Origin of the sequence: Brevundimonas fontaquae (assembly GCF_017086445.1) — a bacterium.
GTDB classification, from domain to species: Bacteria; Pseudomonadota; Alphaproteobacteria; order Caulobacterales; family Caulobacteraceae; genus Brevundimonas; species Brevundimonas fontaquae.
On record NZ_CP070968.1, the window covers coordinates 855,720 to 880,545 of the forward strand.

The 24,826-nt window shown below is 66.5% G+C and carries 29 protein-coding genes; 19 read left to right on the top strand and 10 right to left on the bottom strand.

All coding sequences use genetic code 11. The annotated features are described in order from the left end of the window. Window positions 1-114 precede the first annotated feature (114 nt). Window positions 115-1,938: a TonB-dependent receptor plug domain-containing protein gene (locus JX001_RS04085; RefSeq protein WP_205682402.1), complete on the top strand. Its 1,824-nt coding sequence runs from the start codon at window positions 115-117 to the stop codon at window positions 1,936-1,938. Here JX001_RS04085 and JX001_RS04090 read toward each other — a convergent pair. From JX001_RS04090 to JX001_RS04100, 3 genes are all read right to left on the bottom strand, one after another. After that, window positions 1,922-2,842 carry an aldo/keto reductase gene (locus JX001_RS04090; RefSeq protein ID WP_205682403.1) on the bottom strand — a complete coding sequence of 307 codons (921 nt, stop codon included), beginning with the start codon at window positions 2,840-2,842 and terminating at the stop codon, window positions 1,922-1,924. The genes JX001_RS04085 and JX001_RS04090 overlap by 17 nt on opposite strands. Window positions 2,843-2,937: 95 nt before the next feature. Beyond that, window positions 2,938-3,573: a maleylacetoacetate isomerase gene (gene maiA, locus JX001_RS04095; RefSeq protein ID WP_205682404.1), complete on the bottom strand. Its 636-nt coding sequence runs from the start codon at window positions 3,571-3,573 to the stop codon at window positions 2,938-2,940. Further along, window positions 3,570-4,238 carry a fumarylacetoacetate hydrolase family protein gene (locus JX001_RS04100; protein WP_205682405.1) on the bottom strand — a complete coding sequence of 223 codons (669 nt, stop codon included), beginning with the start codon at window positions 4,236-4,238 and terminating at the stop codon, window positions 3,570-3,572. The genes maiA and JX001_RS04100 overlap by 4 nt, the downstream gene beginning before the upstream one ends. Before the next feature lie 137 nt (window positions 4,239-4,375). Here JX001_RS04100 and JX001_RS04105 point away from each other — a divergent pair, with 137 nt between their 5' ends. The 7 genes from JX001_RS04105 to JX001_RS04135 all read left to right on the top strand — a co-directional run bounded on the left by JX001_RS04105 (window position 4,376) and on the right by JX001_RS04135 (window position 8,691). Continuing rightward, window positions 4,376-4,720, top strand: coding sequence for an ElaB/YgaM/YqjD family protein (locus JX001_RS04105; protein ID WP_017506144.1), 345 nt, complete (start codon window positions 4,376-4,378; stop codon window positions 4,718-4,720). Next, complete coding sequence (locus JX001_RS04110) at window positions 4,720-5,130, top strand: hypothetical protein (protein WP_091750734.1); 411 nt, start codon at window positions 4,720-4,722, stop codon at window positions 5,128-5,130. The genes JX001_RS04105 and JX001_RS04110 overlap by 1 nt, the downstream gene beginning before the upstream one ends. Window positions 5,131-5,160: 30 nt before the next feature. Then, complete coding sequence (locus JX001_RS04115; protein ID WP_434082627.1) at window positions 5,161-5,406, top strand: DUF1328 domain-containing protein; 246 nt, start codon at window positions 5,161-5,163, stop codon at window positions 5,404-5,406. 137 nt (window positions 5,407-5,543) lie between these two features. Continuing rightward, a complete protein-coding gene (locus JX001_RS04120) occupies window positions 5,544-6,167 on the top strand; it encodes a hypothetical protein (protein WP_241004748.1) in 624 nt (207 codons plus the stop codon). A gap of 2 nt (window positions 6,168-6,169) precedes the next feature. Next, the gene (locus JX001_RS04125; protein ID WP_017506148.1) at window positions 6,170-6,472 is read left to right on the top strand and encodes a winged helix-turn-helix domain-containing protein; all 303 of its coding nucleotides are present in this window, start codon (window positions 6,170-6,172) and stop codon (window positions 6,470-6,472) included. A gap of 114 nt (window positions 6,473-6,586) precedes the next feature. Further along, window positions 6,587-7,381, top strand: a complete 795-nt coding sequence (locus tag JX001_RS04130; protein ID WP_205682406.1) for a tyrosine-protein phosphatase — start codon at window positions 6,587-6,589, stop codon at window positions 7,379-7,381. Continuing rightward, on the top strand, window positions 7,378-8,691 hold the full coding sequence (locus tag JX001_RS04135; protein ID WP_205682407.1) for an anthranilate synthase component I family protein: 1,314 nt from the start codon (window positions 7,378-7,380) through the stop codon (window positions 8,689-8,691). The genes JX001_RS04130 and JX001_RS04135 overlap by 4 nt, the downstream gene beginning before the upstream one ends. Here the strand turns inward: JX001_RS04135 and JX001_RS04140 are convergent. The 3 genes from JX001_RS04140 to JX001_RS04150 all read right to left on the bottom strand — a co-directional run bounded on the left by JX001_RS04140 (window position 8,688) and on the right by JX001_RS04150 (window position 10,194). Further along, on the bottom strand, window positions 8,688-9,239 hold the full coding sequence (locus JX001_RS04140) for a TadE/TadG family type IV pilus assembly protein (protein ID WP_205682408.1): 552 nt from the start codon (window positions 9,237-9,239) through the stop codon (window positions 8,688-8,690). The two genes, JX001_RS04135 and JX001_RS04140, sit on opposite strands and share 4 nt — an antisense overlap. Further along, window positions 9,229-9,693, bottom strand: coding sequence for a TadE/TadG family type IV pilus assembly protein (locus tag JX001_RS04145; protein WP_241004749.1), 465 nt, complete (start codon window positions 9,691-9,693; stop codon window positions 9,229-9,231). The genes JX001_RS04140 and JX001_RS04145 overlap by 11 nt, the downstream gene beginning before the upstream one ends. A 90-nt stretch (window positions 9,694-9,783) precedes the next feature. Continuing rightward, the gene (locus JX001_RS04150; protein ID WP_205682409.1) at window positions 9,784-10,194 is read right to left on the bottom strand and encodes a pilus assembly protein N-terminal domain-containing protein; all 411 of its coding nucleotides are present in this window, start codon (window positions 10,192-10,194) and stop codon (window positions 9,784-9,786) included. Window positions 10,195-10,431: 237 nt separating this feature from the next. Here JX001_RS04150 and JX001_RS04155 point away from each other — a divergent pair, with 237 nt between their 5' ends. The 9 genes from JX001_RS04155 to JX001_RS04195 all read left to right on the top strand — a co-directional run bounded on the left by JX001_RS04155 (window position 10,432) and on the right by JX001_RS04195 (window position 19,699). Next, complete coding sequence (locus tag JX001_RS04155) at window positions 10,432-10,608, top strand: Flp family type IVb pilin (protein WP_205682410.1); 177 nt, start codon at window positions 10,432-10,434, stop codon at window positions 10,606-10,608. A 106-nt stretch (window positions 10,609-10,714) separates the two neighbouring features. Further along, window positions 10,715-11,233, top strand: a complete 519-nt coding sequence (locus JX001_RS04160; protein ID WP_205682411.1) for an A24 family peptidase — start codon at window positions 10,715-10,717, stop codon at window positions 11,231-11,233. Window positions 11,234-11,352: 119 nt separating this feature from the next. Next, window positions 11,353-12,270 (top strand): Flp pilus assembly protein CpaB, encoded by a 918-nt coding sequence (gene cpaB, locus JX001_RS04165; protein ID WP_205682412.1) that lies wholly within the window; start codon window positions 11,353-11,355, stop codon window positions 12,268-12,270. Between the two features lie 11 nt (window positions 12,271-12,281). Beyond that, on the top strand, window positions 12,282-13,817 hold the full coding sequence (locus JX001_RS04170) for a type II and III secretion system protein family protein (RefSeq protein ID WP_205682413.1): 1,536 nt from the start codon (window positions 12,282-12,284) through the stop codon (window positions 13,815-13,817). Window positions 13,818-13,824: 7 nt separating this feature from the next. Next, entirely contained in the window at window positions 13,825-14,502 is a 678-nt protein-coding gene (locus tag JX001_RS04175) for a CpaD family pilus assembly protein (RefSeq protein ID WP_205682414.1), read from the top strand. Window positions 14,503-14,505: 3 nt separating this feature from the next. Beyond that, window positions 14,506-16,068, top strand: a complete 1,563-nt coding sequence (locus JX001_RS04180) for a CpaE/TadZ family protein (protein ID WP_205682415.1) — start codon at window positions 14,506-14,508, stop codon at window positions 16,066-16,068. 126 nt (window positions 16,069-16,194) lie between these two features. Continuing rightward, window positions 16,195-17,724, top strand: coding sequence for a TadA family conjugal transfer-associated ATPase (locus JX001_RS04185; protein ID WP_434082636.1), 1,530 nt, complete (start codon window positions 16,195-16,197; stop codon window positions 17,722-17,724). Window positions 17,725-17,730: 6 nt separating this feature from the next. Then, the gene (locus JX001_RS04190; protein ID WP_205682417.1) at window positions 17,731-18,708 is read left to right on the top strand and encodes a type II secretion system F family protein; all 978 of its coding nucleotides are present in this window, start codon (window positions 17,731-17,733) and stop codon (window positions 18,706-18,708) included. Window positions 18,709-18,718: 10 nt separating this feature from the next. Next, window positions 18,719-19,699, top strand: coding sequence for a type II secretion system F family protein (locus JX001_RS04195; protein WP_205682418.1), 981 nt, complete (start codon window positions 18,719-18,721; stop codon window positions 19,697-19,699). Here JX001_RS04195 and JX001_RS04200 read toward each other — a convergent pair. Both JX001_RS04200 and JX001_RS04205 read right to left on the bottom strand, forming a co-directional pair. Further along, on the bottom strand, window positions 19,696-20,130 hold the full coding sequence (locus JX001_RS04200; protein WP_205682419.1) for an SRPBCC domain-containing protein: 435 nt from the start codon (window positions 20,128-20,130) through the stop codon (window positions 19,696-19,698). The genes JX001_RS04195 and JX001_RS04200 overlap by 4 nt on opposite strands. 46 nt (window positions 20,131-20,176) lie before the next feature. Next, window positions 20,177-20,533 (bottom strand): hypothetical protein, encoded by a 357-nt coding sequence (locus JX001_RS04205; RefSeq protein ID WP_205682420.1) that lies wholly within the window; start codon window positions 20,531-20,533, stop codon window positions 20,177-20,179. Window positions 20,534-20,623: 90 nt separating this feature from the next. Here JX001_RS04205 and JX001_RS04210 point away from each other — a divergent pair, with 90 nt between their 5' ends. Continuing rightward, entirely contained in the window at window positions 20,624-21,925 is a 1,302-nt protein-coding gene (locus tag JX001_RS04210; protein WP_205682421.1) for an amidohydrolase, read from the top strand. A gap of 258 nt (window positions 21,926-22,183) precedes the next feature. Here JX001_RS04210 and JX001_RS04215 read toward each other — a convergent pair whose 3' ends face one another. Both JX001_RS04215 and dapE read right to left on the bottom strand, forming a co-directional pair. Next, on the bottom strand, window positions 22,184-23,020 hold the full coding sequence (locus JX001_RS04215; protein ID WP_205682422.1) for a hypothetical protein: 837 nt from the start codon (window positions 23,018-23,020) through the stop codon (window positions 22,184-22,186). An 89-nt stretch (window positions 23,021-23,109) separates the two neighbouring features. Then, on the bottom strand, window positions 23,110-24,297 hold the full coding sequence (gene dapE, locus JX001_RS04220; protein WP_205682423.1) for a succinyl-diaminopimelate desuccinylase: 1,188 nt from the start codon (window positions 24,295-24,297) through the stop codon (window positions 23,110-23,112). A gap of 42 nt (window positions 24,298-24,339) precedes the next feature. Between dapE and JX001_RS04225 the strand changes: the two genes are divergently transcribed. Next, window positions 24,340-24,816 carry a cupin domain-containing protein gene (locus tag JX001_RS04225; RefSeq protein WP_205682424.1) on the top strand — a complete coding sequence of 159 codons (477 nt, stop codon included), beginning with the start codon at window positions 24,340-24,342 and terminating at the stop codon, window positions 24,814-24,816. Window positions 24,817-24,826 lie beyond the last annotated feature (10 nt).

The window sequence follows — 24,826 nt, forward strand, 5'->3', positions numbered from 1 at the left end:
CGTGGAAGCGACCCGACCTTGCGCCGTCCAGACCCTCAAGCGGTCTGGCGGGTCGGTTCGCTCATGACGGTCTCTCGCGCGCATTCGCGGGACCGAACACGGGGGTATCGCTCAATGAAGCGTTCCATTCTTCTTTCGACGGCGGCGATTGCGGCCGCCTTCGCCGCGCCTGCCTTTGCCGAGGACGCGACCCAGCTGGACGAGGTGATCGTCACCGCCACCCGCATCCCGGCCATCGTCGCCGACACGCCCGGCGCCCGCGTCATCGACGGCAAGACCATCGCGCAGCGCGGCGCGATCTTCGCCGCCGACATCCTGGCCGATGTGCCGGGTCTGTCGGTGACGCGTTCGGGCGCGTTCGGCGGCGTCGCCCAGGTGCGGATGCGCGGCGCGACGCCCGGCAAGACCCTGGTCCTGGTCGACGGCGCGCCGGTCAACGATGCGGCCGAGCCGAACGGAGCCTATGACTTCTCCAGCTTCGAACTGGCCGATATTGCGCGCATCGAAGTGCTCAGCGGCCCGCAGTCGTCGCTGTGGGGATCCGACGCCATCGGCGGGGTGATTTCGTTCACGACGCAAGAGATCGACGGCCTGCGCGCCGAGGCCGAGGCCGGCAGCTTCGACACCGTGCGGGGGCGGGTGTCGGCGGGTGTCGCCAACGAGACCTACGCCTTCAGCGCCTATGCCTCGCGCTTCGACACCGACGGGATTTCGGCGGCGGACGAGGCGGACGGCAACACCGAAGCCGACGGCTTCCGCAGCACGACGCTCGGCGCCAAGGGGCGATATGTCCTGTCCTATGCGGTCAAGGTCGATGGATCGGTGCGCTGGAACAAGTCCAAGGCCGATATCGACGGCTTCCCGGCGCCGAGCTTTACTCTGGCCGACACCGCCGATACCCAGGAAAGCGAGCAATGGTCGGGCTTCGGCCGCGTGACGGCCAAGGCGTTGGGCCTGACGCATCAGTTCAGCGTCTCGGCGTCGGATTTGGATCGCAGCTCGGTCAGCGGCGGCTTCGGCTCGACCTTCACCGGCGACCGTCAGGCTTATCGCTGGCAGGCGAACGGCCAGGCGCAGGACATCGACTATGCGTTCGGCGTCGAGCGGAACGAGGCCTCGGCGGCCCTGTCGTCGGGCCTGTCGCGCGACCTGTCGATCACTTCGGTGTTCGGCGTGGCCCAATACGATGTCGGAGCGCTGAACCTGACGGGCGGACTGCGTTACGACAACACCGACGATTTCGGCTCCAAGACGACGGGGCGGGTGTCGGCGGCCTATGACCTGGCCGGCGGCTTCATACTGTCGGGCGCCTACGGCACGGGCTTCAAGTCGCCGACGGTCAGCCAAGCGGTCTGCGACTTCTGCTTTGCGCCGCGGCCCTATCCCGAGCTGAAGCCGGAAACGGCCGACAGCGTCGAGATCGCCCTGGGCTGGGCCTCGGCCGACGGTCGGTTCGACGGGCGGGCGACCCTTTATCGCCTGAACGTCGAGGACCAGATCACCTATTCGGCCGGTCGCTACATCAACGTCGCCAAGACGCGTTCGGACGGGTTCGAGCTGGAAGGCCGCGCCCTGCTGGGCGGCGGGTTCGACCTGACGCTGGCCTATGCCTGGACCGACGCGACGGACCGCACGACGGGCGCGCGCCTGCTGCGCGTGCCGGAACACGCCGGTTCAGCGACCCTGGGCTGGACGGGCGATCGTCTGTCCGGCGCGCTGACAGTGCGGGCGGAAGGCGATCAGGACGACTCGGGCGGCTTCTCGACCGTGGCGCGCGACGGTTTCGTCACCGCCAATCTGAACGCGGCCTATGAACTGACCGACCAGGTCACCCTGACGGCGCGGATCGAGAACCTGGGCGACGAACACTATCAGCAGGTGTTCGGATACGGCGAGCCGGGACGGTCCGGCTATGTCGGGATCAGGCTGCGCTACTGATCCGGGCGCGGGCGTCGGCGGTGAAGGCCGCCGGCGCCTCGAGCGCCAGAGCCGCCCACTCCAGATTGGGACAGGGAGCGTGGGCGGCGGCCAGGATGGCGCGCAGTTCGGCGGCGGAGGCGACGCTGGCCACCACCTTGTCGACGCCGGGCAGGGCCAGGGCGTAACCCAAAGCCGCCTGCATCGGATCGCAACGCTGCTCGGCAAGACGCCGACGCGTGCGCGACAGGGCCTGGGCATGACTGGCCAGTTCGGCCGGAAGATCGTCGCCGCCCGCAAACAGCAGGCCGCCGGCGAAGACCGAAGACAGATGAACCGAGGCGCCCGTGTCGGCGATGGCTTCCAGAACGCCGTCCTGGGCCGCGCGCTGATCTAGCAGGCTGCACGGCACCTGGACCACGTCGGCTTCCAGACGGCGCGCCAGAAGCGCGGGGCCGTCCTCGATCGTGGCGCAGAAACCGATGCGGCGGAACAAGCCGCGATCCTTGAGGCTGCGGGCGCGATCCCACAGGGCGCGGCCTTCGGCGCCGGCCAGATCGGCGGCGTTGGAAATCAGCAGAACATCGCCGCGCGGCAGGCCCATCCGTTCCAGCGAGCGACGAGCGCGGGCCTCGACCCGGTCCAGACCTTCGCTGAGCGGCACGGTGCGGACCGTGACCTGGAAAGGCGAGGGGAAGGGCCAGGCCTGACCCAGCAGGCGTTCGCCGTCGCCCTCGGGCCGGGTGGCGATCAGCTTGACCCCGGCGTCGGCCCCGGTTTGCAGCAGAAAACGCATGGCGTCTTCGCGGGCGCCGGAGGGCGCGCTCATGAAGGCGCCGGGCGCGCGCTCGGGCTCGGTCACCACGGCGAGGGCCAGGCGATGGATGGGCGACGACGCCGAAGGTGTGGCGGGGGAATACGACACGCCCGACACTATGATCGCCAATGCTTAAGGGACGCTGAGCGAGACCTTAAGCGAACCCTACTTATCCACCGCTGATATGCGCACTGAGGCGAAAATCAGGCGTCGGCGTCAGGCTGCACGTCCGGGTGGGCCGAGGCGAAGGCGGGGTGGGCCAGGGCGGTCTGTTCGACCGCCAGCAGACGCGGCCAAGGCGACAGGTCCATGTTGAAGCGCCGTGCCGAATACATCTGCGGAATCAAATAACAATCGACCAGGGTCGGGGCGTCGCCGAAGCTCCAGCCGGCGCCGTGGCGGGCGACCAAAGCCTCCAGCGCGTCGAAGCCCGGCGCGATCCACCGGGCCGCCCAGGCGTCCACGGCGGCCTGATCGGCGTTGAATTCAGACCGGATGGCTTTCAGCACGCGCAGATTGTTGAGCGGATGAATGTCGCAGCCGATCAGCGCGGCCATGGCGCGCACGGTCGCCCGGTCGTTTGCCTCCTTCGGCAGCAGGGCCGGTTCGAGGCGGGTTTCCTCCAGCCATTCCAGAATGGCCGGGCTCTGGGTCAGTACAAGGTCGCCATCCTGGAGGGCGGGGACCATGCCCTGAGGGTTCAGCGCCACATAGTCGGGCGTCTTCTGTTCGCCCTTGCGCAGGTCGTGCGCGGCGTTGTCGTAGCTGATCCCCTTGAGATTTAAGGCGATGCGAACGCGGTAGCTGGCCCCCGAGCGCCAATAGCCGTGCAGGATCATGATTTGATCTCGAACGAGAGCGTCTCCAGACCGTCGATGGTGACGACGATACGGTCGCCCGGCTTGACCGGGCCGACGCCGGACGGGGTGCCTGTGAAGATCAGATCCCCGGGTTGCAGCGACCACAGGGCGGCGGCGGCCGCGACGATCCGGTCGGGGTTCAGTATCATGTCGTTCAGGACGCTGTCCTGTTTGGTTTCGCCATTGACGCTCAGACGGATGGCGCCGTCGGACGAAGGCAGGTCGCCCAGGGTGATGGGACCGCAGGGCGCGGATTGATCGAACCCCTTGGCGGCGTCCCAGGGGCGGCCGGCGGTCTTGGCCTCGGCCTGAAGATCGCGGCGGGTCAGGTCACAGCCGACGGCCCAGCCGACGATGGCGACCCCGCCGTCCTTGCCCGGCCCGATCGCGGCGACCAGTTCGGCCTCGTAGTGCAGGTTTGCGGTCGCCGAAGGATAGGACGGGTTTGCGCCGTCCGAAACGATGGCGTCGCCCGGCTTGGTGAAGAAGAAGGGCGTCTGCTTGTCGGGGTCCGACCCCATTTCGCGCGCATGGGCGGCGTAGTTCTGGCCCACGCAAAGGATGCGGCGAACGGGGAACCGCTGGTCCGATCCGACGATCGGCAAGGACGGGGCGGGGCGGGGCGCGAACAGCCATTGGGTCATGGCGACCGTTCTAGTGTGGCGAAAAGCCTGTGGCGAGAGGCGCACGCCCGGCCCACCTAAAGGAACCTCGTTGCGCATGTGGCGTTGCAACACGGGGTTCTCTATTCTACCGCCAAGCTTTCAACGGAGCGCGCACCATGGCCACCACCAAGGCTCGAGAAGATATCAAGGCCGACCTGAAGACCCTCAAGGAGGATCTGAAGACCGGCGCCCGCGAAGAGACCCAACGCCTGCGCGACAAGGCCGCCGAGGCGGAAGCCAAGCTGCGCGCCAAGAGCGATGAGGTCCGCGAGCAGGCCCGCAGCTATTACGACGAGGCCCGCGTGAAGGGTCGCGAATATTACGACGACGCGGCCGAACGCTTCGACGAGGCGCAACGCTATGTCGTCGAGCGCGTGCAGGAGCGTCCGCTGCAATCGACCGCCGTGGCGCTCGGCGTCGGCGTCATCCTCGGCATGCTGCTGGCCGGCCGCCGTCGCTGATGTTCAAGGGCATCGTCAAAAAACTGGTGGCGACGGCTGTCGTCGCCGCCAGTGCGTTCCTGGCCGTCGTCTTCCTGGGCGTGGCCATCTTCTATGCGCTCAGCCTGACGCTGACGCCGCTCGGCGCGGCGGCCGTGACCTTTGGTCTGTTCGCCCTGGTCGCCCTGATCGTGGCGCTGGTCTTCCTGAAGGGCGACAAGCATGACGACGCCGAAGAGGAAGATGAGCCTGAGGGCCTGCTGGGCAAGGTGATTCACATCGTTCGCGAGCGTCCGATCGTCGGCGCGGTGGGCGGTCTGGGCGCCGCCTTCCTGCTGCTGCGCAATCCGGCTCTGGCGGCGATCGTCGCCAGCATGGTCGCGGATCGCAAGATGGATCAGGGCGGCTATTCGCGTCGTCGTCGTCGATAGGCGGGGAACGGTCCGCTCAGCTTGACGTTGATGAAGCACACCGACGAACGGCTCTCGGGTCGCCGACGGCAACATCAACTCAGGAGAGCTAAACCCATGATGCGCTGGGCAATTATCTTCCTCGTCGTCGCCCTTGTCGCGGCCGTTCTTGGCTTCGGCGGCATTGCGAACTTCTCGTTCGAGATCGCCAAGTTCGTCGCCGTCGTCGCGATCATCCTGTTCGTCATCGCCCTGGTGGCCGGCGGACTGCGTGGACGGGGTTCGCCGCGACTATAGGCTTGCGGCCATAATATCGAGAGAGGGGCGGGGCTCAGGTTCCGCCCCTTTTTGTGTCTGATCGTGCATCAAAAAAGAACTTTACATCACAAAGTTTGTGGGTGATGCTGGCTCATCGGTTCGAGGAGGAGAGCATCATGACCCGCGAGACCCAAGCCATTCAGGACGACATCGCCTATATGCGCAGCCTGGCCCACGAAGGCCGCCATGCGCCGCTGTTGGCCGGCCCGATCCTGGTGACGGCCGGCATCGTGTTCGGAACCACCAGTCTGATCCAATGGGCCATCCAGTCCGGGCTCGTGCGGCTCAATCCCTGGTCCCAGCTGTGGGTTTGGATCGTCGCCGCGGTGGTGTTCGCCGTCGCCCTGACTTTCCTGATCGGCCGCATCAAGTCCAAGCCCGGCGTCAACTCGGCCGGCAACAAGGCGGTCAGCGCGGCGTGGGAGGGCGTGGGTTACGGCATCTTTGTGACCTGGTTGGCGCTGGTGGCCCTGTCGCTGAAGACCGGACAATGGTCTTGGATGGCAGTCATGCCGACCGTGGTCCTGGTCGCCTATGGTTCAGCCTGGATGATCGGGGCGGCGATGACGCGGACGCGCTGGATGTCCTACACGGCCTTGGCTGCCTACGTCGGCGCCGTAGCCGTCGCCTGGTTCATGGGCAGCGCGACGATCTATGCGCTGCTCGCCGTGATCCTGATGGCCGTGGCGCTGGTCCCGGGCATCGTCCTGATGCGTCAGGAACCGTCGGAGGTGGTCTGAGCATGGCCGACGACTTCGACATCAGCCGGATCGACGACGTCATTCACGGGCGCATCCGGCTGGGGATCATGGCCTTTCTGTCCGGGGCCGGATCGGCCGACTTCACCACCCTGAAGACCCGGTTGCAGACCACGGACGGCAATCTTTCGGTCCATCTGCGCAAGCTGGAAGAGGCGGGGTTTGTCGCCGTCTCCAAGCGTTTCAACGGTCGCAAGCCGCTGACGGAGGCCAGTCTGACCGATCAGGGACGCGACGCCTTCGTCGCCTATCTGGATGCGATGGCTGGCCTGCTGCCAGAGCGGTGAACATAGGCGAAAGCATGAAGGATGCTCTCGCTTTCATCCTGGAGCCTGATTCACGGCCTCGACGAAATCGCGAAGCGATTTCATCTCAACCGATCAGGCTCTAAAAGCGCGGTCATGACCGACCGCCTTCATGCCTTTGAGGCCATCGACAACTTTCGGGACTACGGCGACTACGCCACGGCGGCCGGGCGGCGCGTGAAGCCCGGCCGTCTGTTGCGTTCGGCCCACCACGCTCGCGCCAGCGAGGCGGATCTTGAGCGGCTGAAGGCGCTGGACATCGGGGCTGTCGTCGATCTGCGCCGACCCAGCGAGCGCCGCGACCAGCCGTCGCGTCGGCCTGAAGGCTTCAGCGGGCAGATCATCGAAGGCGGCGTGGACGACGGCGCGGAGGCGCCGCACATCACCTTTCTGAAAACCGCCGACCTGACGCCGGACTCCGGGCGGCGCTTCATGACCCAGACCTATCGCAGCCTGCCGTTCGACGCCTCGCACCAAGACGTGTTCGGCCGCTATTTCCAGGCGCTGGCGGATCAGGCCGAAACTTCTCGAAATCGGGCGGTGGTTATCCATTGCGCGGCGGGCAAGGATCGGACGGGTTTTCTCGCCGCCCTGACCCACCACCTGCTGGGCGTGTCGCGCGACGACATGGTCGAGGACTATCTGCTGACCAACACCGCCGTCGATCTGGCGGGCCGGGCGCCCGGCATCGCCAAACAGCTGCACAAGATGACGGGTCGGGTGGCCTCGGACGACGCGATCGTGGCCTTCCTGGGGGTCGAGGCCGCCTATCTGAACGCCGCTTTCGCGGAGGTCGAGGCGCGGCACGGATCGGTGGACGCCTATCTGAAGGAGGCGCTGGGCGTCGATGCGGCGCGGCGTGATCGGATCGTGGAGCGGCTGACCGCGTGAGCGAGGTATTCAGCCACACCGTCACGCGCGACGCGCCCTGGGTCGATCCGGTCGCGGTGGCGGCGGGTCTGGGCGGCGGCGACGGCGCGCTGGCCCTGCTGTCGGACGGCGGGCCGGGCGGTCGCTGGTCCCACGTCGCCCAGGCGCCTGACGTTGTGCAGGTCGGCCCGGTGGATGACGCCGCGCCGTTCGAGGTGCTGCGTGATCCGGTGTTCGCCGCCGGGGTCGTCGGTCTGGCCGCCTATGACGCGGGCGCACGGCCGGCCACCGGACGGCGCGGCACGGTCTGGCCCGACCTGATGCTGGCGCGCTATCCCGCCATGCTGAGCTTCGATCATCAACTGCGCTCAGTGTGCGCCACGGGGAGAGGCGCGACGTCTGAGCAGGCGATGGCGGCGGCCGAGCGGGCTCTGACCTGGCTGGCGACGGCCGCGCCGGTTGTGATCCCCTCCGCGCCGGCCGATTGGTTCGAGGCCGAGGCGCCGGCGAGCACCTATCGCGCCGCCGTGGCGGATGTGGTGGAGCGAATCGGGGCGGGAGAACTGTTCCAGGCCAATATCGCCCGGGCCTGGTCCGGCGAGCTGAAGCCTGGCCGCGATCCGTTCGAGATCTTCCTGCGGCTGCAAAAGGAGCGGGCGTCGCCGTTCGGGGCCTATTGGCGGATCGGGGATCGGGCGCTGGTATCGAACTCCCCCGAACTATTCCTCGCCTTCGATCCCGCCAGCCGGCGCATCGAGGCCCGTCCGATCAAGGGCACCCGACCGCGTGCTGACGAGCCGCAAGAGGATGCGGCCATGGCGGACGCGCTGAGCGGCAGCGCCAAGGATCGCGCCGAGAACCTGATGATCGTGGACCTGATGCGTAATGACCTGGCCCGCGTGTCGCAGCCCGGATCGGTCAAGGTCGAGGCGCTTTTCGAAGTCGAACATCATCCGACCGTGCATCATCTGGTCTCCACCGTCACCTCGACGGCGCGGCCCGGCGTCGGCCCGGCCGATCTCCTGGAGGCGACCTTTCCGCCGGGATCGATCACCGGCGCGCCGAAACATCAGGCCATGAAGGTGATCGCGGTGCACGAGGCGCCGCGCGGTCCTTGGTGCGGGTCGCTGTTCCTGATCGGCGACGATGGCGCCCTGACGGCATCCGTCCTTATCCGCACGGCCGGTTTCGAGCTGACACACGACGTCTGGCGTTATCGCACCCTGGCCGGCGCCGGCATCGTCGCGGACAGCGATCCGGCCGCCGAGGAGGCGGAGACAGAGGCGAAGATTTCGGCGCTGCGGCAGGCGCTGGTTGGGTTGTCAGCCTAGCAGTCGGAACAGACGATCAAATCGGTCGTGCGGGGACGAAGATAAGCCATGCGCTTGAAGCGCGTGGCGGCGGGCGCGATCTGATCGAAGGGCGAGTCGAAGTCGTAGTTGGCCTCGGCGATGATGACCGACTCCCCTTGGGCCAACATGTCGTCGGGCACCTTGGCTTCCGCCACCGTGAGCTTGCTTGCGATGCCTTTCCCGATGCTCCAGTCCACCCGATAGGTGGTGGCGTTGACGCGGGTGACGCTGCTGACCCTCTGCGTCAGGGTGGTGGTGGCGAAGGGGGCCATGATGACGTCGCCAATCGCGAAAACGTCCTCGATCTGGCTCTTGACGAACTTGTCGTTCTGAGAGGTCAGGTCAGCGACCATGGCCGCAACGTGATCGGTGCGCTTCAAGGCCATATAGGCCTGACAGTATTCGACCATGGCGAAATACATCACGATCAGGACCGGAGCCAGGAAGGCGAATTCGATGGCGGCGACGCCACGCGTATCGCGCGCCAGCCGCTTCCAGACGTGACGTTCGAGGGGCTTAGGACGCATTCCAGGGCTCGTTCTGGAAGGCCGTCGCCGTGGTCAGCAGCACCTTTCCGACGCCGACGCGCGACACGGCCTGGCTGACGAAGGGCGTCGCCAGGGGGTGCACGTACCAGACGCGCACCAGGATGATGTTTCCGGGCTTGCCGCCGTCATAGATGGTCTTGGTGTCGTCGATCGCGCCGTTTGCGACTGGGTCGGTCGTGTCCGGTCGCGAGAAGGCCGGGATCACCCGCACATCGACGGTCGCGCGGCTGGTGCAGTCGTTCTTGAACAGGATCATGCGATTGCACAGTTCCGTCTTGAACGCCGCCTTGTCGAAACGCCTTGCGTCCGCCTGACCCGTGCGGATGAGGCGGCCGCTTTCCATGGTCGCCGTCTCCAGAACGGAATCCAGGATGAAGACGACCCCCAGCTCCAAGATCGAGAAAATCATCAGGAAGAAGGGAATGGCGACCATGGCGAACTCCACGGCCGCCGCGCCTTCGCGCCTTCGCTTGGAGCGCGCGGTCCGTGACTTCGACGATCTCCAGAAAGCCATCACCCGTGATCAGGGCGCGGTGGGCGCGGCGGCCGCCGATGAGGACGAGGATCGGACGCTGGGGGTGCAGGAAACACCACAAGCCATTTCGGTCGCCTGGGCGCCGCGCCAGACCCGAACCGAGCCGGTCGAGCCGCCGGTCACCACCACTTCGCGCTGAAACAGGGTACGGCCTACGCCGTCAACCGCGACCACTTCGGTCACGCCATAGCCCTTGCCGACGATGAACATGGTGTTGGCGTCAACCAGCGAGACGTCGGCGATCTGAGGATTGCCGACGATGATGGAAGCGGCGGCCCCCCGAAGTTGAACGCGCGCCGAGCGGTCGATCTCGACATTCAGCGCGCCGTCCTGAGCGCTGGCGACGACGGGGGCTACGATCAGGGCGGCGGCGATCATGAAGGACGGGATGCGAGACATCGGCGGCTCTTGATAGTGGCGCGTGCAAACGCGGACGCGCGCATGATGTCGCCGTGATCCTCAACAAAGACTGAAGCGCCGGAATGGAAATTTTCTTTGGTAAATCGAGCCGTAACCAAACCTCGTAGCTCTGATTTAACGGGGGTCTGGCAGTTTGATCCTGCGTTTGGGGGTCAAGCGGGCTACCGGCTCCCCCCGCCAAGTTGCTCGCTAGACCATTTGAAAAAGGACCTACCCATGACCAAATTCATTTCGCGCTTCGCCAAAGACGAATCGGGCGCCACCGCCATCGAATACGGCCTGATCGCTGCTCTGATCGCCGTCGCCCTGATCACCGTGCTCGGCACCATGAGCGGCCAGCTGAAGGCCACCTTCACCAAGGTCGAAAACTCGCTGAAGGACGCGAACGCCTAAGACGCGCGGGAGGTACTTCAATCTGTCGGAGGGCCGGGACGCAAGTCCCGGCCCTTTTCGCATGGCGGCAACCCAACCTTAAGTCCTGGCGGACAAGATGTCGGTCATGGACATTCTGCTGCTCATTCTGCTTGGCGTGTTTCCCGCCCTGGTGATCGTCGGGGGGCTGCACGACCTGATCACCATGAAGATCCCGAACTGGATCTCTCTGGCCTTGGTCGGGGCCTTCTTCCCCATCGCCTTTCTGGTCGGGGCGGCGCCAATGGATGTCGCCATCCACTGTGGGGTCGGCTTCGCGGCCTTGCTGGTCGGGATGGGCATGTTCGCCGCCGGCTGGATCGGCGGAGGCGACGCCAAGCTGCTGGCGGCCAGCTGTCTTTGGATGGGCGTCAGCGGGCTGGCGCCGTTCCTGATCTGGACGGGTCTGGCCGGCGGCGCCTTCTGTCTGCTGCTGATGACCGCGCGTCAGTATTTTCCAATGGTCGCCCCGTCGGTGTCTCAAGGGTGGGTCATCAATCTGATGCAGCCCAAGGGGGATATCCCCTACGGCGTCGCCATCGCCATCGGCGCCCTGCTGGCGCTGCCAGAGAGCGGGTTGCTGCTGACCTTCGCGTCGGGTCGCTGAAGCCTGAATTGATCGGCATTCTGGGCGCTTAGGAAGCGTTAACCCGCAGGGCCCATGATCGTTAACGGTAGGCGTCGGGGGATGAATCCGAAACAGAGCGCCCGCTGGAGACATCCTGGATGAAGCCCGCCCGCATCGTCGTCATCTGCATCGCCGCCGTCTCGGCCATTGGCCTGGCCCTGGTGGTCCGCGCCATGGGATCGTCGTCGAACGAGCCGGCCGCACCCGCCGCCGCCGCGCCGGTCGAAGTCCGGCCCATGGCGAAGGTGCTGGTCGCCGCCAAGGATCTGGAACCCGGCAAGCGTCTGGTTGAGGCTGACCTGGCCTGGAAAGACTGGCCGGTGGACGAGGTCAATCCGATCTTCATTACCGACGGCACGACGCCGGTCCCGGCAAAGCCTGTCGCGGAAAATGCGACCGAGAAGGCGACTGATGCCGTCGCCCGTGTCGCCAAGGCGGCGACGGAACTGGCCACCACCGGCGCCAAGTCCGACTATATCGGCTCGGTAGTCCGCGAACCCATTCTCGCCGGTGAGCCGATCGTGTCGCGCAAGATCGTGCGCGCCGGCGACAGCGGCTATCTCGCCGCCTATCTGGAGCCGGGCATGCGGGCCATGGCCATCGCCGTGACGGTCGAATCCGCCGCCGGCGGGTTCATCCTGCCGGGTGACCGGGTCGATGTGGTCCTGACCGCCGAAACCAGCCGCAACGGCGCCGTCGAGGGCGCGACCCGGTCCAAGTTCGCCTCGGGCGTCGTGCTGCAAAACATCAAGGTCCTGGCCATCGACCAGGCGACCCGCGTCGGCGACGACGCCCAGGCCGTGGTCGGCGCGACTGCGACGCTTGAAGTCCGACCGCAGGATTCCGTCTTGCTGGCCCAGGCCAAGTCCGAGGGCGAGTTATCCCTGTCCCTGCGCTCCTATGCTGATACCGCAGGGCCGTCCGGCGCCACGCGCCGCCCCGTTGCGGCCGTGTCCCAACCCAAGGCCGTGCGCATCTATCGCGGCGGCGCGCCCGAAGTGGTGGCCGTGCCATGAGAGCTGAACCGATGCGTCGACCCATGATGCGCAAGGCGGCCGTCGCCGCCGCCTGCGCCCTGCTCGCCACCCTGACCGCCGCGCCCGTCGGCGTCGCCCAGACGAGAGCCGCCGTTTCCACGGGCGCGGCGCAGCGCCTGATCAACCTTCCGCGCGGAACTTCCTTCGCCGTCGACCTGCCCGCCGATGCGCGCGACGTCATCGTCTCCAATCCGCAGGTGGCCGAGGCCATGCTGCATTCGCCGCGCCGCATCACCGTCATCGGCATCGCGCCCGGCGAAACCGACGCCGTGTTTCTGGACGGAGCCGGTCGCACGATCCTGAGCCTTCGGGTGCGGGTGGATGCAGGCACCAGCGCGCTTCAAGATACGCTCGACCGCATGATCCCCGGCGGCGGCGTCAGGGCCGAGGCCGTCAACGACAGCATCATCCTGAGCGGGGTGGCCGAGAACCCAGCCCAATCGACCCAGGCCAGCCGCATCGCCGCGGCCTTCGTCTCGGCGCCGGACAAGGTTCTGAACCTGATCACCGTGCCGGGCTCGGACCAAGTGACCCTGAAGGTCCGCGTGGTCGAGGTGCAGCGCAACGTCATCAAACAGCTAGGCTTCGATACCTCGGCGGTCGTCGGGCGGTTGGGCGACGCCCAATGGATGCTGGGCAATGCCGCGACCTGGGGCGTCAACAGCGCCCTGCTGGGCGGGATCAGCGCAGGGACAGGCATCGACACGACGAAGAACTACCAGATGGAGCGGCCGTGCGTGGGGCCGGGCTGGCAGCCCGGCGCATTGTGCCCGTTTACGGTCAACGGGCCCCAGGACTCCCCGAACTGGGACACCGCGCAGCCCGGCACCGGCCCTGGGTCGGATGGGCTGAACAAGGGCGAGGCCATGTTGAAGGCCTTCGAGCGCGTTGGCCTGCTGAGAACCCTGGCCGAGCCGAACCTGACCTCTGTCAACGGCGAGGCGGCCAGCTTCCTGGCGGGAGGCGAATTCCCCGTTCCGGCCAGCCGCGACGCGATGGGGCAGATCACCGTTCAGTATAAGCCCTATGGCGTGGGCCTGGCCTTCCGTCCGGCCGTGCTGTCGGGCGGCCGCATCAGCCTGCAGGTCAAGGTCGAGGTGTCCGAACTGACGTCGCAGGGCGGCCTGACGATCGGTGCGGGCACGGCTTCGTCCATCACCCTGCCGGGTCTGACGGTTCGCCGCAGCGAGAACACCATCGAAATCCCCTCGGGAGGATCAATGATGATCGCAGGCCTGCTGCAGCAAAACAGCCGCCAGGCGATCGACTCCCTGCCCGGCGTGACCAATCTGCCGGTGCTGGGCCAGCTGTTCCGCTCACGCGACTATCTGATGGGCGAGACCGAGCTGGTCGTCATCGTCGAACCCTATATCGTCAGCCCGACCTCGCCGTCGCGGATGCAGACGCCGGCCGACGGCCTGCGGATCGCCGAGGACAGCCAGACCATCCTCTTTGGCCAGTTGAACCAGGTCTACGGGTTGCCGAACGCGCCCCCGGCCGGTTCGGTCGGCTATGTGATCGAGTGAGCGCATCATGACTCGCACCCTGATTGCCACACTTCTGACGTCCACGGCCCTAGCGCTGGGCGCCTGCGTCGGCGGCCCCGCCAGCCTGGGCGGCGAGCCGCCGCTGACGCCGACCTCGCGTTACCAGCTTCAGGTCGAACCCGATCTGGACCGGATCGCCCTGGCCGTGCATGACACCGGCCTGTCGCCTGCGCAGAACGGGGCGTTGCAGGCGCTGGTCGGGCGCTATCGCTACGTAGACGCCGTGCCGATGGTCATCGAGGCCCCGGCCGGAGACGACCCCGTCGCGCTGAAAACCGCCTATGACGTCAAATCGGCCCTGGCGGCCTACGGTGTCGCGCCTGAGCGCATCACCTTGGTCAGCTATGCTGCGCCTGACCCGCGCGCGCCGGTCGTGGTCGGCTATCAGACGATCCGCGCCGCCGTGCCGCGATGTGGAACGACCTGGGGCAATTTGAGCCGTACCGGCGACAACCAGTCGGCCTCCAACTTCGGCTGCGCGGTCACCGCCAATCTCGCCGCCCAGATCGAGGACCCGCGCGACATTCAAAGGCCGCGCACGATGACGCCCGCCGACGCCGGGCGCCGCACCGTGGTGCTCGATCTCTATCGCGGCGGCAAGCCGACATCGGCCGAAGCCGAAACGCTGATCCGGGAAACCGCTGTGTCGCGTGCGGTGAACTGACCCATGAGCACCGCCCCCGCCCCTCGCGACTTCGATACCTTCGACGACGCGTTCGATGTCGACATGGAGTTCGCTGCGCCGATCGATGAGATGGCCGCCGCGCGCTCGCCGCTTCAGTTCACCGCACCGCCAGCGGAGCCGTCGCCGGCCGCCGCCTCGACGCCGCTGGCGCCGGTTCCGGCCGCGCCCGCCTATGCCGGCGAAGCCGCGGGCTTCAATCCGGTCGGCGACGTGGTGGCCCAGGCGCAGGCCAGCCTGGTGGAGACGGGTCTGGCCTTCACCGGCCTAGTCCCGGCCAGCAACATCGGCGAAGTGTCGGTGCCGCGCATCGCCATCCATGTCTTCGCCGAACGCCAGGACACCCTGGCCTCGGCCGAGCGCGCGGCCCAGGATCGTCGCCTGTCGCGCGCCACGACCCAGATCCGCATCGGCGGCGTCGCTGCGGCCGTCGAGACCTATCAGCATGAGCCGACGCCGCCGCTGATCATTGTCGAGTGCCTGAAAGACCCCCAGACCCTGCTGTGGGAGGTCGACCAGCTGGCCGAGGTCTGCGACGCCGGCACCAAGGTCATCGTGGTGGGGGCGACCAACGACATCATCCTGTTCCGCGAACTGATGCGGCGCGGGGTCAGCGAATATCTGGTCGCGCCCTTGCAGCCGCTGCAGCTGATCGCAGCCATCGGGGGGCTGTTCAACGATCCGGCTCAGCCCTTCGTCGGACGCACCATCGCCTTTGTCGGCGCGCGCGGCGGGGCGGGGGCCTCCGCCGTGGCGCACAACACCGCCTATGCGATTTCCGAGCGGATCGGCGCCAATACGGTGATCGTCGACTACGACCTGCCGTTCGGCACGGCGGGGCTGGACTTCAATCAGGACCCGCTGAGCGGCGTCGCCGACGCCCTGGGCCAGCCCGAGCGGCTGGATTCGACGCTGCTGGACCGGATGATGGTTCGCTGCACCGACAAGCTGAGCCTGTTTGCGGCGCCCGCCAGCCTGGACACGGACTGGGACATCTCGACCGAGGCGTTCGAGGAGGTCACCAACCAGATCCGCGCCACGGCGCCCTTCGTCGTGCTGGACCTTCCGCATCTGTGGTCGCCGTGGATGCGCCGCACCCTGATAAGCGCCGACGAGGTGGTGGTCGTGGCGACGCCGGATCTGGCGTCCCTGCGCAACGCCAAGAATATGATCGATCTGATCCGTCAGGGCCGCCCCAATGACGCGCCGCCGCGCCTGGTGCTGAATCAGGTCGGGGTGCCGGGTCGCCCCGAGATCCCGGCCAAGGATTTCGGCGCGGCGCTCGGCGTGCATCCCAGCCTGATCATTCCATTCGACGCCAAGACCTTTGGCGCAGCCGCCAACAACGGCCAGATGATTCTGGACGCCGGCGCGAAGACCAAGTCGGCCGAAGCCTTCCAGACCCTGGCCCAGATCGTGTCGCGCCGCGAACTGCCGATGTTGGCGGGACCCAAGGCCAAGCCGGGCAAGGCCGGCAAGGCGGAGAAGGCCAAGCCCGCCGATGGGGCGTCGAAATCCCTGTTCGCCAATATGTTCAGGAAGCGCTGACGGATGTTCGGCAAACGCACAGGTCAGCCCGGCGCCGCGCCCGCGCCTTTGCGTCCGGCCCCGAACCCGCCGCCCGCCGCCGGCGAATTTGTGTCGGCGTTCAGCATGGAGGCGGCGGCGCCTGCGATGGCGAAGGCGGCCAAGGCGCCGGCCTATGCCTATGCCGACGAAGACATGGAACTGGCGGCTGACGCCTTCGACCGCGCGTCTGCGCCGGCTCAGCCCGCGCCGGTGGATCGGCTGGACGCCCTGGCCTCGCGACCCAAGCCCGCGCCGGAGGCTCCGCGCCCGACCGGCAACGTCGCCGGAGCCGGACCCAAGGCCACGGCGGGCCTTGAGCAGCTGAAGAAGGCCCAGGCGGTCGCCGAGATCGTCCGCGAACAGAGCGACTACTATCACGCCACGAAGACGACCATCTTCAACGCGCTGATGAACACCATCGACTTGGCCCAGCTGGCGCATCTGGACCAGAAGGCCGCGTCGGAGGAGATACGCGACATCGTCGCCGAACTGGTGGCGATCAAGAACGTCTCCATGTCGGTCGCCGAGCAGGAGCATCTGGTTCAGGACATCGTCAACGACGTCCTGGGCTATGGGCCGCTGGAGCCGCTGCTGAGCCGCGACGACATCGCCGACATCATGGTCAATGGCGCAGGCCGCGTCTTCATCGAGGTCGCGGGAAAGGTCCAGCTGACCAATGTCCGTTTCCGCGACAACACCCAGCTGATGAACATCTGCCAGCGGATCGTGAGCCAGGTCGGCCGCCGCGTGGATGAGTCGAGCCCCATCTGCGACGCCCGTCTGCCGGACGGCTCGCGCGTCAACGTCATCGCTCCGCCGCTGGCCATCGACGGCCCGACGCTGACGATCCGGAAGTTCAAGAAAGACAAGCTGACGATGAAGAATCTGGTGGAGTACGCCTCCATCAGTCCCGAGGGCGCGCGCGTCCTGGGCGTCATCGGCGCCTCGCGATGCAATCTGGTCATCTCGGGCGGCACCGGCTCGGGCAAGACGACCCTGCTGAACACCCTTACGGCCTTCATCGACCCGACCGAGCGGGTCATCACCTGCGAGGACGCCGCCGAACTGCAGCTGCAGCAGCCGCACGTGGTCCGTCTGGAAACCCGCCCGCCGAATCTGGAAGGGCAGGGCACGATCACGATGCGGGATCTGGTCAAGAACTGCCTGCGGATGCGTCCCGAGCGGATCATCGTCGGCGAGGTGCGCGGACCCGAGGCGTTCGACCTGTTGCAGGCCATGAACACCGGCCACGACGGCTCTATGGGCACGCTGCACGCCAACTCCCCGCGTGAAGCCATCAGCCGTATGGAGTCCATGATCACCATGGGCGGCTACGGCCTGCCGTCCAAGACGATCCGCGAGATGATCGTCGGCTCGGTCGACGTCATCATCCAGGCCGCCCGCCTGCGCGACGGTTCGCGCCGCATCACCCACATCACCGAGGTCGTAGGCCTGGAAGGCGATGTGATCGTGACGCAGGACCTGTTCGTCTACGACATCACCGGCGAGGACGAGAACGGCAAGATCATCGGCCGTCACCGCTCTACCGGGATCGCCCGTCCCCGCTTCTGGGACCGCGCCCGCTATTACGGGCTGGAGCGCGAGCTGGCCGACGCCCTGGACGCGGCGGAGTAGGGCGCGATGCTGCCGATTCTCGCCGCCGTTCTGGCCTTCATCACCATCGGCGGCCTCGGCTGGGTCTTTGTCGGCGGCGACGACTCCTCGGCCCAGGCCGTCAAGCGCGCCCAAAGTCTGGGCGAGGGCAAGAAGAACCCTGCGCTCGCCCGCAAGGCCGCCGCCGCCAATACGCCGGAGGCGCGGCGCAAACAGATCCTGCTCCAGCTTCAGGACGCCGACCGGCGCGAGCGCAAGGCGCGCACCACCCTGTCGTCGCGCCTGAAACAGGCGGGCCTGAGCCTGAGCGTGCGCACCTTCTACATCATCTCGGCCGTGGTCGGGGTTGTGACCGGGCTGGGCGCCCTTGTGTTCGGCCTGCCGATCCTGGTCGTGCTGGGGATCGCGCTGATCTTCGGTCTGGGGCTGCCGCGCTGGGTCGTGGGCTTCCTCGGCAAGTCGCGGATGAAGAAGTTCTCGCTGGAGTTCCCGAACGCCGTCGACGTCATCGTGCGCGGCATCAAGTCGGGCCTGCCGGTCCACGAATGTTTCAAGATCATCGCTCGCGAAAGCCCGGCGCCGCTGGGGCCGGAGTTCCAGAGGCTGGTCGAGGGTCTAGGGGTGGGTCTGACCCTGGAGCAGGCGCTGGAGAAGATGTACGGCCGGATGCCGACGTCCGAACTGCGCTTCTTCACCATCGTCATCGCCATCCAGCAAAAGACCGGCGGCAACCTGGCCGAGGCGCTGGGCAACCTGTCGACGGTGCTGCGCGCCCGGCGGATGATGGGCGAGAAGATCAAGGCTCTGTCGTCCGAAGCCCTGGCCTCGGCCGGCATCATCGCCTCCCTGCCGCCTGCGGTCATGACGATGGTCATGTTCACGACCCCGTCCTACATGATGCCGCTGTTCACCGACTTCCGCGGCAACTTCCTGCTGTTGATCGCGGTCTGCCTGATGGCGACCGGCATCTTCGTCATGAAGCGCATGATCTCGTTCAAGTTCTGAGGCCGGTACCATGGAAGGTTTTATCCGCTTCGTCACCGACCCGCAGAACCTGCTCAGCATCGGCGTGGGCGTGTTGGTCTTCGCGACCATCATGACCCTGCTGTCGTCGATGACCGGCGGGGTGAAGCTGGACAAGCGGATGAAGGCCGTCGCCGAACGCCGCGACGATCTGAAACGCCGCTCGCGCGCCAGCATGGCCGCAGGGCAAGGGGCGCTGCGTCACACCGACGACGGCTTCAAGAAGCGGATCGTGGATCGGCTGAACCTGACCAAGCTGCTGGAAGACCCCAAGGTCGCGGGCCAGATGGTGCAGGCCGGCTATCGCGGGCCGCGTCCCCTGACGACCTTCTACTTCTTCCGCTTCGCCTCGCCCTTCATCTTCATGATCGTGGCGGCCTTCTATCTGTTCGTCCTCAAGGTTGTGGACTGGCCCACGATGAACAAGGTGACCGCGACCATGGCGGCGGCGGTCGCGGGCTTCTATGCGCCGAACCTGTATCTGAAGAACCGGATCGACAAGCGCCGCACCTCCATCATGCAGGCCTTTCCTGACGCGTTGGACCTTCTGCTGATCTGTGTCGAAGCGGGCATGTCCATCGAGGCGGCGATCACCAAGGTGAGCCAGGAAATGGGCCCGTCGTCGATCGATCTGGCCGAAGAACTGTCGCTGCTGTCGGCGGAGCTCAGCTATCTGCCCGACCGTCGCGTGGCCTATGAGAATCTGGGCAAACGCACCAACCATCCGGGCGTGAAGTCCGTGGCCACCGCCATGACCCAGGCCGAAACCTACGGCACGCCGCTGGCGACCGCTCTGCGCGTGATGGCCAAGGAAAATCGCGATTTGCGGATGTCCGCCGCAGAGAAGAAGGCGGCGGCCCTGCCTGCCAAACTGACCGTGCCGATGATCCTGTTCTTCCTGCCGGTGCTGTTCATCGTCATCCTGGGTCCGGCGATCCTGAACGTCATCGACATGATGAAGGAGGGGCGTTAGGCGCGCTCAGCCATCGCCTTCAGACCCTCGGCGGCCTTTTCGAACGCGGCCTTGATCGCCGGGCGGTGCTTGTCGTGGAACAGCTCGCCGCGAATGCCCGAAAAGCGGATGCCGATGGCGACGATGCAGTTGCCGGGGGCCAGCTCCTCGATCTGGATGTAGCGCAGGCTCTGGAACAGGAAGCCGCGTCGTTCGGCCCAGACCAGACGCGCGCGCGGCTGCCATTCGACCACTTGCGCGGCCGCCTGACGTTCGGCCATGTCGGGCCACGCCTCGGTCATGCTCAGCCGACCGCCATAGGCGATGGCGCCCTCGACGTCCTTGTCGATCGGGTTCCAGGCGCCCCAGCCGGACAGGTCCGCGACCAGATCCCAGATGCGGTCCGAGGTCGCCTGAACGCCGATGCGTTTTTCGATGCGAGTGTCATCCATGGTTTCGCTCTGACACGGCTGGCCGCCGGAAGAAAGGCGCCGAGGCTCAGGCGGCCCCGTCGATCCGCTTCAATCGTCGTCCGTCGTCCAGCCCTAGCCGCGTCTTGACCTCCAACAGGTCGGCGCCGGCCGGAATGATCAGCAGCTTCTTGGGCTGGGCCGTGTTGACGGCGACCACGGCGCCCTTTGGACAGATGTCGAAACAGTCGGCGCCGACGACCGTCAGCTCGCCTTTGCGACCCTGTTTGCCCTTCTTCAGGTGCAGATATTTTCGCAGCGCCTTTTTCAGCGTCAGATCGCCACCGGGGCCGAAGCCGCCGTCCAGCTTTTTGGAACATTTGCGACAGACCAGAACGACGTCGCGCCATTCGGTCTTTGCACTCTTGAAGGCCTTCTCACCCATGCGGACAGAAATCGCCGTTCGCGATGGCTTGCACAAGCGGGTGCGGCGCCGTCACCTGTCGTCGGGCTGAAAATTTCACGGGACCTTCACATGCGCCGATTGTTCGCCGCCTCCACAATGGCGCTGCTGCTCGCCGCCGGCGCCGCTCAGGCTCAGGTCGATATGGCCAGCGTGGACGCCGCCGTACAGCGCGTCATGCCCGAGGTCGTCGTGTGGCGGCGCGACTTCCACCAGCATCCCGAGCTGGGCTTCGCCGAGACCCGCTCGGCCGGCGTGATCGCCCACCATCTGCGATCGCTGGGGCTGGAGGTCCGCACCGGGGTCGGCAAGACGGGGGTGATCGGCGTGCTGCGCGGCGCACGGCCGGGTCGGACGGTCGCCCTGCGCGCCGACATGGACGCCCTGCCGGTGCAGGAGGCGACGAGCCTGCCTTTCGCCTCGAGCGCGACCGGGACCTATATGGGCAATACGGTGCCGGTGGCCCACGCCTGCGGCCACGACATGCATATGGCCATGCTGATGGGCGCGGCCGAGGTGCTGGCCGGGATGAAGGACCGGATCGCCGGCACCGTGGTCTTCGTCTTCCAGCCGGCCGAGGAGGGCGCGCCGCCGGGAGAGCCCAAGGGCGGCGCGGCCCTGATGATCGCCGAAGGGGCGCTGAACGATCCCAAGCCCGAGGCCATCTTCGGCCTGCACGTCGTGCCGGGCCGTCCGGGCAGCGTCTTCTATCGGCCCAAGGGCTTCATGGCCGCCTCCGACCGCGTGGATATCCGCCTGAAGGGCAAGCAGACGCACGGCGCCTGGCCCTGGCGCGGGGTCGATGTGATCGCGGTGGCGGGCCAGGTGGTCGAGACGGTCAACACCCTGACCGCGCGCACGGTCGATCCGACCACGACCCCGACCGTCTTCACCATCGCCACGATCAACGCCGGCGTCCGCTATAATATCATCCCCGACAGCGCGACGCTGTCGGGTACGCTGCGCACCTTCGATACGGCCCAGCGCGACGCCCTGGTCGCCCGCGCCGAGACCGCCATCGACCATGTCGCCGAGGCCTACGGCGCCACCGCCGAGTTCGGCGTCAAACAGAACGCCGCCCTGGTGTTCAACGACCCCGGCCTGTCCGCCTGGCTGGCCCCGGTTTTGACCGAGGCGGCGGGCGAGGGGAACGTCAATCCCGCCACGCCCCCGACCACGGTGGCCGAGGACTTCAGCTATTTCCAGCAGGTCATCCCCGGCGTCTTCTACCATCTGGGCGCCAGCCCCGACGACGTCGATCCCGCAACCTCGGCCCCCAACCATTCGCCGGAGTTCTCACCGAACGAGAAGGTTCTGCCGCTAGGGGTGAAGACGCACGTCGTGACGGCGCTGCGGTTTTTGGAGCGGAGTTAGTCTGCATCACCCTGCCTCGCAGAGAGCGCATGTCTCGCTTTTTTAGTGGCTGTTGCGAGGGTTCTTGAGCTACGCTCTAGATTGAGATGCCTCGCCTCAGCCTAACCCTTGGATAGATGCCTGTCCTTGGCCACGCCTTTGAATGACCCGTTCATCGATCGACCCAAGATGGATGCGGCGACGGTCTTCGATGACTTCGAGGCTCTAGGATCCGACAGCACCTTCGAAGCGACCGAGGCCGCCTGGCGGGTAGGCGTCTTACTGACCCCTAAGGTCGACCGCAGGTTCGACGCCACGGCCACGGACTTCGATTGCTGCCTCAGCCAATCGATTTGCGATGGCGTCAATGGATTCGAGACGACAAAGGTTTTGCCCTTCGACGTCGGTGAGGCAGTCGAGACCGTGACCGAACCACGTGTTCCAGAACTGTTCGAGGGCGTCGCCATGTCTTTCCCTTAGCACATCCAGAGTGTCGGGTTGGAGCGCAATTTGAGCCGCATCGCGACTTTGAGTGAGTGTGGTCATGCCGATAACTCGACCGCCGTGGACCTCAGTATACCCCTTCAGGTTGGCCAGCGTGCCGCCCAACCCGACATGGTCGTCAATAAGAAGATAGTCCGCGTTTTCTCTGACGTTGCCTTCGAAAGCGGCCGGGGTCACCATCCGGTTGAACGCTCTCGCCCTCGTGTGGCCGACGGTGTTATTTTGCACGATCTCGCCGGAACTGACCGGCTGTCCTAGATCAGCGCCAAGCACCTGCGCCATTGCGTCGGGGATGGCGTTGAAGCCTGTCGTCTCCAAGGCAGTGATCGGCAAGAGGATGACTGCACGGTTGCCGATGAGCTGACGAAGCTCATCTGTCACGACAGCCGAAAGCAGATCCTCCACCAAGGTGAAGGCGGCTTCCTCGTTGCCGGCCTTGGCAGCTTCGTAGGCGGGGTGGCGATCTCTAAGGGCCGTGTCCGAGTGAACGGCTACCCTTGGAAAATTGACCGGCCAAGGGGTCCTGGGGGCGAAGTTGTTGGCGGCGGGCCGTTTCATATCTCGACCACAACACCAGATCGACGAGCAGAAATCCACCGTCGCGAAACGCACGTGCGCACGTTTGAAGCGTCATCGACCTGAACGTTTTCAAGCCTCAGTCGCCACGATCCGCCTGCCTCAATTTTCATCAAATGTGGGCCTCAAAGCCGCTCAAACACCGTCTTGATCACCCGGCGATAGACGGCCGTCAGGGTCTCCAGCTCCGCCGTAGGCACCCGTTCGTCGATCTGGTGCATGGTCTGGCCGACCAGGCCCAGTTCCAAGACTGGGCACAGGGCGCGGATGAAGCGGGCGTCGGAGGTGCCGCCGGTGGTGGAGGCCTCGGGGCGGCGGCCCGCCACGGCCTCGACCGCGTCCTGAACCGCCTCCACGAAGGCGCCCGGCTCAGTCAGGAAGGCCTCGCCCGAGCACAGGTGCTCCAGGGTGATCTGAAGCCCGGTCTCGGCCTGCATGGCGCCGGCCTCGCGGTTCAGCCAGTCGATCAGGGCGTCGCCGGTATGGCTGGGGTTGAAGCGGATGTTCAGCCGCGCCGTCGCCTGGGCCGGGATGATGTTGGTCGCCGGATTGCCGATGTCGATGGTGGTGATTTCGAGGTTCGACGGGGGGAAATTCTCGTATCCCTCGTCCAACACATGGTCATTCAGGCGGGCCATCAGGCGTGCGATCACCGGGGCCGGGTTGGCGGCGCGCTCGGGATAGGCGACGTGGCCCTGTTTGCCGTGGACGGTGATCCAGGTGTTCAGCGAGCCGCGCCGCCCGACCTTGATCATGTCGCCCAGCTGTTGCGACGACGAGGGTTCGCCGACGACGCAGGCGTCGATGACCTCGCCCTCGGCGGCCAGGGCCTCGACCACGCGCTTGGTGCCGTGCAGGGCCGGGCCTTCCTCGTCGCCGGTGATCAGGAAGGATAGGGAGCCGGCGGGTTCGCCGTCCGCCAGCACCTGGGACACGGCGGCGACCCAGGCGGCGATCCCGCCCTTCATGTCCACCGCGCCGCGACCGTACAGGACGCCGTCCCTGACCTCGGCGTTGAAGGGTTGCGACGACCACTGATCCGACGGGCCGGTCGGGACCACGTCCGTATGGCCGGCGAAACAGAGGTTGGGCGAGGCGGTCCCGCGCCGCGCATACAGGTTCTCGATCCGCGCATGGACGCCCTCGCCCCCCGGTCCCTCGAAGGCCAGGCGTCGGCAGGTGAAGCCCAGCGCCGTCAGGTGCCGCTCCAGCACATCCATCGCCCCTTCGTCGGCGGGCGTGACGGAGGGAATGCGGATCAGGTCGCGAGTCAGTTCGACAGGATCGATAACGGGAGTTGATGCGCGGCTCATGTGGCTATGCTTTAGGGAAATCGTGCGGAGGCGAGAAGGCCCATGCCCAAGATCGACATCGACAGCGCGCCGACAAGCTTCGGCACCACCTATCCCGAAGAGTTCGCGGAGCCGTGCAAGCCGCGCCGCCGCTGGAAGCTGGGTGATGCGGCGGGGCTGAGCCAGTTCGGCGTCAACCTGCTGCGGCTGCCCGACGGCGCCTGGTCCAGCCAGCGCCACTGGCACGCCGAAGAGGACGAGTTCGTCATGGTGGTCGAGGGGGAGGTGGTGCTGATCGAGGACGATGGCGAGACGGTTCTGCGCGCCGGCGACTGCGCCGGGTTCAAGGCGGGCGTGCCGGACGGCCATAAGCTGGAGAACCGATCCGGCCGCGAGGCGGTTCTGCTGGAAGTCGGCACGCGCAGCCCGACGATCACCCCCGCCGACTATCCCGACATCGACATGGTGCTGCACGCCGGCGTCGACGGCTATTTCCACCGCGACGGCTCGCCCTATCCGAAATACCCAAGACGAACGTGACCAACAGCGA

Bases quoted from the DNA above. Each gene is read 5' to 3' on its own strand.
- JX001_RS04115 (WP_434082627.1), top strand. From the start codon at position 5,161: ATGAAGCACACCGACGAACGGCTCTCGGGTCGCCGACGGCAACATCAA.
- JX001_RS04185 (WP_434082636.1), top strand. From the start codon at position 16,195: ATGGCGAAGGCGGCCAAGGCGCCGGCCTATGCCTATGCCGACGAAGAC.
- JX001_RS04170 (WP_205682413.1), top strand. From the start codon at position 12,282: ATGCGTCGACCCATGATGCGCAAGGCGGCCGTCGCCGCCGCCTGCGCC.
- JX001_RS04210 (WP_205682421.1), top strand. From the start codon at position 20,624: ATGCGCCGATTGTTCGCCGCCTCCACAATGGCGCTGCTGCTCGCCGCC.
- JX001_RS04100 (WP_205682405.1), bottom strand. From the start codon at position 4,238: ATGACCCAATGGCTGTTCGCGCCCCGCCCCGCCCCGTCCTTGCCGATC.
- JX001_RS04120 (WP_241004748.1), top strand. From the start codon at position 5,544: ATGACCCGCGAGACCCAAGCCATTCAGGACGACATCGCCTATATGCGC.
- JX001_RS04145 (WP_241004749.1), bottom strand. From the start codon at position 9,693: ATGGTCGCCATTCCCTTCTTCCTGATGATTTTCTCGATCTTGGAGCTG.
- JX001_RS04140 (WP_205682408.1), bottom strand. From the start codon at position 9,239: ATGCGTCCTAAGCCCCTCGAACGTCACGTCTGGAAGCGGCTGGCGCGC.
- JX001_RS04190 (WP_205682417.1), top strand. From the start codon at position 17,731: ATGCTGCCGATTCTCGCCGCCGTTCTGGCCTTCATCACCATCGGCGGC.
- JX001_RS04110 (WP_091750734.1), top strand. From the start codon at position 4,720: ATGTTCAAGGGCATCGTCAAAAAACTGGTGGCGACGGCTGTCGTCGCC.
- JX001_RS04205 (WP_205682420.1), bottom strand. From the start codon at position 20,533: ATGGGTGAGAAGGCCTTCAAGAGTGCAAAGACCGAATGGCGCGACGTC.
- JX001_RS04155 (WP_205682410.1), top strand. From the start codon at position 10,432: ATGACCAAATTCATTTCGCGCTTCGCCAAAGACGAATCGGGCGCCACC.
- JX001_RS04160 (WP_205682411.1), top strand. From the start codon at position 10,715: ATGGACATTCTGCTGCTCATTCTGCTTGGCGTGTTTCCCGCCCTGGTG.
- dapE (WP_205682423.1), bottom strand. From the start codon at position 24,297: ATGAGCCGCGCATCAACTCCCGTTATCGATCCTGTCGAACTGACTCGC.
- JX001_RS04225 (WP_205682424.1), top strand. From the start codon at position 24,340: ATGCCCAAGATCGACATCGACAGCGCGCCGACAAGCTTCGGCACCACC.
- JX001_RS04085 (WP_205682402.1), top strand. From the start codon at position 115: ATGAAGCGTTCCATTCTTCTTTCGACGGCGGCGATTGCGGCCGCCTTC.
- maiA (WP_205682404.1), bottom strand. From the start codon at position 3,573: ATGATCCTGCACGGCTATTGGCGCTCGGGGGCCAGCTACCGCGTTCGC.
- JX001_RS04200 (WP_205682419.1), bottom strand. From the start codon at position 20,130: ATGGATGACACTCGCATCGAAAAACGCATCGGCGTTCAGGCGACCTCG.
- JX001_RS04105 (WP_017506144.1), top strand. From the start codon at position 4,376: ATGGCCACCACCAAGGCTCGAGAAGATATCAAGGCCGACCTGAAGACC.
- JX001_RS04130 (WP_205682406.1), top strand. From the start codon at position 6,587: ATGACCGACCGCCTTCATGCCTTTGAGGCCATCGACAACTTTCGGGAC.
- JX001_RS04150 (WP_205682409.1), bottom strand. From the start codon at position 10,194: ATGTCTCGCATCCCGTCCTTCATGATCGCCGCCGCCCTGATCGTAGCC.
- JX001_RS04180 (WP_205682415.1), top strand. From the start codon at position 14,506: ATGAGCACCGCCCCCGCCCCTCGCGACTTCGATACCTTCGACGACGCG.
- JX001_RS04195 (WP_205682418.1), top strand. From the start codon at position 18,719: ATGGAAGGTTTTATCCGCTTCGTCACCGACCCGCAGAACCTGCTCAGC.
- cpaB (WP_205682412.1), top strand. From the start codon at position 11,353: ATGAAGCCCGCCCGCATCGTCGTCATCTGCATCGCCGCCGTCTCGGCC.
- JX001_RS04125 (WP_017506148.1), top strand. From the start codon at position 6,170: ATGGCCGACGACTTCGACATCAGCCGGATCGACGACGTCATTCACGGG.
- JX001_RS04175 (WP_205682414.1), top strand. From the start codon at position 13,825: ATGACTCGCACCCTGATTGCCACACTTCTGACGTCCACGGCCCTAGCG.